Source organism: Mesorhizobium sp. M5C.F.Ca.IN.020.32.2.1 (genome assembly GCF_004023105.1).
Lineage (GTDB): Bacteria > Pseudomonadota > Alphaproteobacteria > Rhizobiales > Rhizobiaceae > Mesorhizobium > Mesorhizobium wenxiniae.
In genome coordinates this window covers 1-8123 of sequence record NZ_RZSX01000213.1, presented here as the reverse complement: position 1 = coordinate 8123, position 8123 = coordinate 1, and the positions used below count along the sequence as shown (strand labels likewise).

Genomic DNA, 8123 nt, shown 5'->3' with positions numbered 1-8123 from the left:
GTCCTGCTCGAAGTCGGAAGCGTTCATGTGCTCCTGCCCGCGCCGATAGCAGATCGTCACCTCTTCGGCGCCGAGCAGCTTCGATTGCACCGCCGCATCTATCGCAGTCATGCCGCCGCCGATGACGACGACCCGCCGGCCGACCGGCAGGCTGGCAAGATCGCTCGCCTGGCGAAGCTCGGCGATGAACTCCACCGCATTGGTGACACCTTGCGCCTCCTCGCCGTCGGCGCGCAGCGCGTTGACGCCGCCAAGCCCCATGCCGAGAAACACCGCGTCATAATTCCTAGTCAGGTCCGACAATTGAAAGTCGCGGCCGAGCGCCTTGCCATTCTGGATGTCGATGCCGCCGATCGACAGGACATAATCGACCTCGGCCTGGGCAAAATTGTCGATGCTCTTGTAGGCGGCGATGCCGTATTCATTGAGACCGCCGGCTTTCGGGCGGGCTTCCAGGATGGTCACCTCATGACCATGGCGGGCAAGCCGATGGGCGGCGGCAAGACCTGCCGGTCCGGCGCCGACCACGGCGACCGTCTTGCCGGTCGGCGCGGCGCGCGCATAAAACTGCTTATTCTCAGCCATGGCGACATCGGTTGCATAACGCTGCAGCCGGCCGATCTGCACCGGCTTGCCTTCCGCCACTTCGCGCACGCAGACCTCTTCGCACAGCGTCTCGGTCGGGCAAACGCGGGCGCACATGCCGCCCAAAATGTTCTGGTCGAAAATCGTCTTGGCCGAGCCGATCGGATTGCCTGTCGAGATCTGGCGGATGAACAACGGGATGTCGATCGAGGTCGGGCATGCGTTCATGCACGGCGCGTCGTAGCAGAAATAGCAGCGATCGGACTCGACCAGCGCCTCGTGATGATCGAGCGGCGGATGCAGGTCGGAAAAATTATCGGCATATTGTTCGGGCGAAAGCCGGCCGCCGGCAATGCCCTGCTTGAAATGACCAGTCGCCATTCCGCTCCCCATTCTTGTGGTTTTGAGGAAGGCTAACACGTTTTGTTTTTTTATCAATTGGTCAATTTTCGACGCAAGCCGCTGAAAACCCACAATAAAATATGATAAATAAACTCATGTTATCGAGATTTCACGCGATCACTGTGTGGAGAGGAGGCCCATTCCGGGGGTGCGGCCATGGATCGACCTGATCTCGTCCGCGACCAGTTCCTGCAGCCGCCACAAATTGCGGTCACGAATGCCGAATTCTTCCAGGTGACTCACGGTGTTGTAGAGGTATTCGGCGCCGGACCCGACATGCCCGCATGCCCTGGCCAGCACCCGCGCCACATTTTCCAAGGGCTGATTGAGCGAGGTGCCCCTGCCGGTTACGCCGACCCAGAAGCCCAGCGCGCTGAGCGTGCCTTGAGCCGTACGCACCGGAAGCCACCTGACCGAGCCGACACTCTCGCGATCGTCGATCTCGCGCCGCAACAGTTTTTCGATCTGCAGCGGCTTTTCCCCCTCCGGCAAGCGGTAGATCACACCATCGCATCGGCCACCTCGTTCGAGCGCCATCATCAGTCCCGGCTGCGCAGCGCTGCCGCGCCAGCGGGCAATGTCGAGACAGAAGGACCGGTGCCAGCCGAAAGCGGTAGCGCGCTGTCGTTCGACGGACTCGAAAGCCGGCTTCCAGATCAGCGAGCCATAGGCGAACACCCACAAGGGGCCCGCGCCTGCTTCGCTCGATAGCCGCGACGCGAGGGTCTGGAAATCCTCATCGTTCAGTTGCGTCCAGCTTCCATCGGGACCGGGATCGGCCTCCTCCCGATGGCATAGCGCGACAAGCTCTGAAGTGAGCGACATCCGGCGCATGGACCAACACCCCCCGTTGACCAAAGGAAAGGCGAAAACCGCGAAGTACGCAAGACTTGAACGGCGGTGCCTTGCCTCGGTCGATTCTTGACCCAGGTGTCGGATTCACGTCGCGAAGATCGTCCTAGGATGGATCGCACACGATCAACGACAAAAACGCAAGGAGCACGACGATGCCAGAATCCCCCATGCCCTTCTTCTGGTACGAGCTAATGACCACCGATCTCGACGCTGCCGAGGCCTTCTACACGAATGTGGTCGGCTGGAAAGCGCAGGTTTTCGACGGGGCGCCAGGCATGCCTCGTTACATGGTCATGAATGTCGGCGAGCGGGGCGTTGCCGGGCTGATGGCGCAGCCAGAAGAAGTGCGCAAGACGGGCATGCCGCCGGCCTGGGTCGGCTACATCCATACCAGGAATGTCGACGCTGCGACGAAGTCGTTGAAGGCGGCGGGCGGCACTGTTCACCGCGAACCCGACGACATCCCGGGTGTCGGTCGTTTTGCCGTCGTCGCCGATCCGCAAGGCGCGGTGTTCAATTTCCTGCAGCCCGACGGTCCGGACCAACCTGCCCTGCCGGCCACCACTCCTGGCAGTATCGGCTGGCATGAGCTCTATACATCAGACTGGAAGGCGGCCCTCGATTTCTACTCCGACCAGTTCGGCTGGGAAACGGGCGATGCCATGGATATGGGGCCGATGGGCATCTACCAGCTCTTTACCGCCGGCGGCGAACCTATTGGCGGCATGATGAACAAGCCCGAGCAGATCCCCGTGCCGGTCTGGCAGTTCTATTTCAATGTACCTAGCATCGACGCGGCGGCCAAGCGCGTGACCGACAACGGCGGTCAAATCCTGGTGGGCCCGATGGAGGTTCCGGGTGGAAGCTGGATCGTAATGTGCACGGACCCGCAAGGCGCCCATTTCGCGCTAACGGCGCCGGTTCGGTAACAACTCGGCAGCAGTGGCCGATCTCCCCCAATTGGGGGAGATGTCCGGCAGGACAAGGAGGAGCCCTGTCCTTCCGGCCCCTTCGAGAATTACTCCGGCGTCAGCACCGCGACCTTGAGGGTTTCTTTTTTCGCGCCGCTGAACTGCACGGTGGCCGGACCGGCGGCCAGCTTGAAGCGCACGCTCTTGCGAATCCCCGGACAGGTCTTCATACGACTGAAAGCCGCCGACTTCACGGCTCTGCCGTCCTGAACGACATCGACCCAGGCCTCATCAGACAGGCTGATCTGGAGCTCTCCCTCAGGGGGCACGGCCACGCTTGCCGTCGCGCCGAATGTACCGGCTGCCGGCGCGCGTTCCGGCGGAATTGTGAAGCTGATCCTGTCGACCGGCGCCAACGCCACATCTGCAGCCTCGCCGACCGAAAGGTCAGCCCCGGACTGCGCGGCGGGCGCTGCCGCAAACAGGGCCTGCTCGCGCGTCACCGGCCATTTGAAAGCAGCACAGCTGGCGTCGTCGGCTATGGCGACGCTCGTGCCTGCAAGGATTGCGAATAGGCTGACGACGACTTTTTTCATGGCAAAGGTAACCCGCATGGTTTGGAGCTACACATCAATACAACCACAGAGATACAAATGCAACCATAGAGAGAAAAAAATATGAGGTAAACCATTTCCAATCACCGATTGTTGATGGCAGGCCATGGCAAGTGAGTGCTCCATTGCCTGGCCATAATTTATGGCCGATCCCGAGGGGTGAATGGAGCTTTGATGAAGTTTTTTGACGGTCTCGCCAGATACCAGCCGCAGGCTCTCGCGGCATTGCGCATCATGACGGCGCTGCAGTTTATGGAGCACGGCACCCAGAAACTGTTCAATTTCCCGGTCAGCGATTCTGCCGGCACCCTGAGCGGCCTATCGCTCACCGCGGGCGTCCTCGAATTCGTCGGCGGCATCCTGCTGGTTTTGGGGCTGTTCACCAAGCGGTCGCGTTCCTTCTCAGCGGCCAGATGGCGATCGCCTATTTCATGGCCCACATGCCGCGTGACTTCTTCCCGGTCAACAATGGCGGCGATGCGGCGATCTCCTTCTGCTTCATCTTCCTCTATCTTGTGTTCGCCGGTCCCGGCGCCTTGGCGCTGGACAACCGCCGCAGCTTGAGCCGCCACCAGCGGCGCCTTTACCCCCGCATCCGCTCGAGATTCGCGTCGAACAGCGGTGTCGGCTGCACGCGCGCGGGAAAGCGCTTGCCCAACAGCTCAATCTGGAAACCGCCGGCCTCGTCGGCGATTTCCTTCGGGATATAGCCCATGGCCACAGACGTCTCCGAATGGTGCGCGTAGCCGCCTGACGTGACCCAGCCGCGCACCGCGCCGTCGAACCAGATCGGCTCGTCACCGATGACGTCGGCGTCTGCCGTATCAACGACAAAGGCACGCAGCCGCAGCTTGCCGCCTTGCTGGCGCTCGGCCACTGCAGCCTCCTTGCCGATGAAATCGGCCTCCTTGCCATAGGCGACGAAACGGTCGAGGCCGGCTTCGAGCGGCCCGTAGATCGGCCGGTATTCGCGCGCCCACGAGCCGTAGTTCTTCTCAAGCCGCAGCGCGTTGAGCGCGCGTGAGCCGAACAGGCCGATGCCGAATTCTTCGCCCGCCGCCATCAAGGTCTGGTACGCGGCACGCTGATACTCCGGTGCCACCCAGATCTCGTAGCCGAGATCGCCGGTGTAGCTGACGCGGCCGACCAGGCACGGCGCCATGCCGACCTCCATCTTGGCCGTAGCCATGAACGGAAACGCCGCATTCGACACATCCGCCCGCGTAACTCTGGCCAACACGTCCCGCGCCTTGGGTCCTGCGATCGACAGGCCCGTCAGCTTCGCCCCCAGCGCCTCGATACGGACCGAGCCATCTTGCGGCAGATGCGCCTCGAACCAGCGCATGTGATACTGCTCGGCAATGCCGGAGCCGGCGAGGAACCAGTCCTCCCCGTTGGAATTGGGACTGCCGAGATTGGCCAGCGAAAAGTCGCCAATCAGCCTGCCGTCTTCCTTCAGCATCGGCGCCAGCGTCATGCGGCCGGGTTTTGGCAGCTTGCAGGCAAGCAGGCGGTCGAGCCAGCCCGCCGCGCCCTCGCCCGTCACCCTGTATTTGGCGAATGACGAGATTTCCGACAGGCCGACACGTGTCCGCACCGTCTTCACCTCTTTTGCGACATGCTGGAAATCGCTCGAGCGCCGCCACGAGAACTCGTCCTTGACGCCCTCGGGCGCATACCACAGCGGCACTTCCAGCCCATAGGCCACGCCCCATTGCGCGCCCTTGGCCGACAAAAGGTCATAGACCGGCGCGGTCTTGAGCGGCCGCCCGGCGGGCAGCTCCTCATTGGGGAAGCGGATGGAAAAACGCCGCGAATAATTCTCTCGCACCTTGGCGTTGGTGTAGGCCATCGTCGCCCAGTCGCCGTAGCGCGAGACATCCATCGCCCAGATGTCGGCGCCGGGATCGCCCTCGATCATCCAGTTCGCCAGCGCCAGGCCGACGCCGCCGCCCTGTGAGAAACCCGCCATGACGCCGCAGGCGACCCAGAAACCCGGCAGGCCCCGCACCGGTCCGACCAGCGGGTTGCCGTCCGGCGCGAAGGTGAAGGGACCGTTGATGATCTGCTTGATGCCGGTGTTCTGGAAGGCCGGGAAATGCCTGAAGCCGACTTCCAGCGACGGCGCGATGCGGTCGATGTCGGGCTCCAGCAGTTCGTGGCCGAAATTCCACGGCGTGGAAAATTCGGACCATGGCTTATTGGCCTTCTCATAGGTACCCATCAGCATGCCGCCGCGCTCCTGGCGCAGATAGAGCTCGCCGTCGAAATCGACCGCGTGGATGATCTCCGTGCCGGTGTTCTGGTTCCAGGCGGCGACTTCCGGCATGTCCTCGGTGATCAGGTACATGTGCTCCATGGCCAGCACCGGCAGTTCCAGCCCGATCATGCGGCCGACCTCGCGCGCCCATAGACCGCCGGCGTTGACGACATGCTCAGCCACCACGTCGCCCTTGTTGGTGATGACGCGCCACAGCCCGTCGGGGCGGCGCACGATGCCCTCGACCTTGGTGAAGCGCTCAACCTCGGCGCCAAGTTTTCTCGCAGCCTTGGCATAGGCATGGGTGACGCCCGATGGATCGAGATGACCGTCCTCCTTGTTGCGGACGGCGCCGACGAACTGCTTCGGATCGAGCAGCGGCATCAGTTCGGCCGCTTCGTTCGGCGAAATCTCCTCGAGATCGATGCCGAGATATCGTCCCTTGGCCACGACGCCGCGCAGCCAGTCGAGCCGCGCCTCGGTCGCCGCCAAAAGCACGCCGCCGGTCAGATGCACGCCGGTCGCCTGGCCGGACAGCTCCTCTATCTCCTTATAGAGCGAGATCGTGTATTTCTGCAGCTTGGCGACGTTGGGATCGCCATTGATCGTATGCATGCCGCCGGCCGCATGCCAGGTCGAGCCGGAGGTCAGCTCGTCACGCTCCAGAAGCAAAATGTCGGTCCAGCCGTGACGGGCGAGATGGAACAGCACGGAACAGCCGACGACGCCTCCGCCAATGACCACGACCTTTGCATGCGATTTCATGGGTTTTCTCACTTATTTCAGTGGCTTGGACGGGTGACGTGAATCGGGATGGAAGGAGCTAAAATCACCCCCCTCTGGCCGGCACGCCAGAGGGGGGTCCTCGAAGACGCACGACACAACATCACGGCTCGCCCTGCCCGATCGCTTCCTTGCGCTTTGCCACATACGCCTCCAGCGCCTCGCGCACGGAAATAGCCATCGCCGGCTCGACATGATCTTCCAGCGCTTTCTTCCACAGCCGCGTCGCCCGCGCGGTGGCGTCGAGCCCGCCGGCCTCCTGCCAGGCCTCGTAATTCTGCCAATTGGAGAGCATCGGCTGATAGAAGGCGGTGGCGTAGCGCTCCAGCGTGTGCGGCTCGCCGAAGAAATGGCCGCCGGTCGGCACCGCCCCCAATGCCTCGACGGCGAGTTCGGCCTCGTTGACTTCGATCGGGCGCAAAAACTCCATCATGTGCTGGATCATCTCGACGTCGATGATGAACTTTTCGAACGACGCGGTCAGCCCGCCCTCCTGCCAGCCGGCGGCGTGGTAGACGAGATTGCCGTGGCCGAGCACCGCGCCCCACAGCGCCATCAGCGTCTCATAGGCGCCTTGCGCGTCGGCGGCGTTGGAGGCCGAGCCCGGCGTCGTCCGGTAGGGCAGTCCATAGCGCCGCGCCAGCTGCCCGGAGGCGATGTTGGCTTTGGTGTTCTCCGGCGTGCCGAACGCCGGTGCACCGGACTTCATGTCGACATTGGAGGTGAAGGCGCCATACATGACCGGGGCGCCAGGGCGGACAAGCTGCGTCAAGAGCACGCCGAACAGCGCCTCGGCGTTCTGTTGGGCGAGCGCGCCGGCAAGCGTCACCGGGCTCATCGCCCCCATCAGCGTGAACGGCGTCACCGCGACCGATTGGCCGAACTCGGCCATGGTCATCAGCCCTTCGGCCATCATCTCGTCGAAGCGGCGCGGCGAGTTGACCGAAATGATGGTGGTGATGCCGGGATCGTCGCGCATCTCATCAAGCGTCAATCCGCGCGCGATTGCCATCATTTCGATGCCGTCGAGCGCCCTGCCGCGGCCGATCGCCGAGACGTGAAAACTTTTGTCGGCCAGCGTCAGATTGGCGAAATAGGTGTCGAGATGGCGTGAATTGGCCGGCAGTTCCACCGGGGCGCAGACCTGGTTGCCCAGCATGTGGATGCAGTTGAAATGCTGCGCCAGCCGGGTGAGATCACAATAGTCGCGCAGGTTTCCGGCGCGGCGGCCGCGTTCCATATCATGCACATTGGGCGGCCCGGCAACCAGGGTGAAGTTGATGGTGTTGCCGCCGAGATGGACGGCACGGGCCGGGTTGCGCGGCGTAAGCGTGTAGCTCGACTGCGTCGTCTTCAGTGCCTCATCAATCATGCCGCGGTCGATGCGGACAGTCATCGACGCGTGATCGACCTTGGCTCCGGCATTCTCGAACAGCAAGAGCGCCCGCGGGCTCATCACCTCGATGCCGAAATTCTCCAAAATGTGCATCGACGCCTGGTGGATCGCCTCGATCTGTTCGGCCGAGAGCATCGCCATTGGCGGATAGGGATTTGTCACGCGGCGCAACGGCAGTTGCGGAATGGCGGCCGGTCCCCTGTTGCTGGTTCGCTCGGCGCCGCGCTTGCGTCTCGGTTCGTTCATGCGGGGCATCAAAGCGCCGGCACGAGGATCGGGCTGTCAGAAATCCGCCACCCGCGGGCGTGATTTTAGCC

Annotated in this window: 6 protein-coding genes and 1 pseudogene; 2 read left to right on the top strand and 5 right to left on the bottom strand. The window is 62.9% G+C overall.

The window, feature by feature from the left end; genetic code table 11:
• Together EOA86_RS13160 and EOA86_RS13155 are read right to left on the bottom strand one after the other, a co-directional pair.
• On the bottom strand, window positions 1–966 hold a 966-nt coding region (locus EOA86_RS13160), incomplete at its 3' end, for an NAD(P)-dependent oxidoreductase (RefSeq protein WP_164891725.1).
• 138 nt (window positions 967–1104) lie between these two features.
• Window positions 1105–1821 (bottom strand): gamma-glutamylcyclotransferase, encoded by a 717-nt coding sequence (locus tag EOA86_RS13155; RefSeq protein WP_128342044.1) that lies wholly within the window; start codon window positions 1819–1821, stop codon window positions 1105–1107.
• Window positions 1822–1994: 173 nt separating this feature from the next.
• Between EOA86_RS13155 and EOA86_RS13150 the strand changes: the two genes are divergently transcribed.
• A complete protein-coding gene (locus tag EOA86_RS13150) occupies window positions 1995–2771 on the top strand; it encodes a VOC family protein (RefSeq protein WP_128342043.1) in 777 nt (258 codons plus the stop codon).
• An 89-nt stretch (window positions 2772–2860) separates the two neighbouring features.
• Here the strand turns inward: EOA86_RS13150 and EOA86_RS13145 are convergent, their stop codons facing one another.
• Window positions 2861–3349 (bottom strand): hypothetical protein, encoded by a 489-nt coding sequence (locus EOA86_RS13145; protein ID WP_245497253.1) that lies wholly within the window; start codon window positions 3347–3349, stop codon window positions 2861–2863.
• 192 nt (window positions 3350–3541) lie between these two features.
• On the opposite strand from EOA86_RS13145, the pseudogene EOA86_RS13140 reads away from it, so the two are divergent.
• A pseudogene (locus tag EOA86_RS13140) lies at window positions 3542–3927 on the top strand (DoxX family protein); the annotation flags it as partial.
• 23 nt (window positions 3928–3950) lie between these two features.
• Here EOA86_RS13140 and EOA86_RS13135 read toward each other — a convergent pair.
• Window positions 3951–6392, bottom strand: coding sequence for an FAD-dependent oxidoreductase (locus EOA86_RS13135; RefSeq protein ID WP_128342039.1), 2442 nt, complete (start codon window positions 6390–6392; stop codon window positions 3951–3953).
• A 121-nt stretch (window positions 6393–6513) separates the two neighbouring features.
• The gene (locus EOA86_RS13130) at window positions 6514–8052 is read right to left on the bottom strand and encodes a trimethylamine methyltransferase family protein (protein ID WP_164891724.1); all 1539 of its coding nucleotides are present in this window, start codon (window positions 8050–8052) and stop codon (window positions 6514–6516) included.
• Window positions 8053–8123: the final 71 nt, after the last annotated feature.